Raw genomic sequence first — 255 nt, forward strand, 5'->3', positions numbered from 1 at the left:
CTGAAAAAACATGATATCCGGCATTTGATGATATTGTCGGAACATTACGAACCCGGACAGACGGACGAACTCGACATTTGCCGCTTGTTTAAATATACAAGTGTGCGGGAGATTTTTAATGAAATTACAGGCAGATGCAAGGATACGCTTTATGCCGAACAGGATGCCGGAAAAGAAACAAAGATCATATTGATCACCTCGGCGTCAGGCGGAGTCGGGAAAACGAGTGTTGCATTCGGCTTGTGTCGTTGTCTG

The 255-nt window shown here is 45.1% G+C and carries 1 protein-coding gene; it reads left to right on the top strand.

What is annotated here, in order from left to right; all coding sequences use genetic code 11:
* Positions 1-255: hypothetical protein (locus NE668_RS09910; protein WP_256196825.1), on the top strand; the 255-nt coding region annotated here is incomplete at both ends.

The sequence above is a fragment of the Veillonella parvula genome (genome assembly GCF_024461875.1).
Lineage (GTDB): Bacteria > Bacillota > Negativicutes > Veillonellales > Veillonellaceae > Veillonella > Veillonella parvula_I.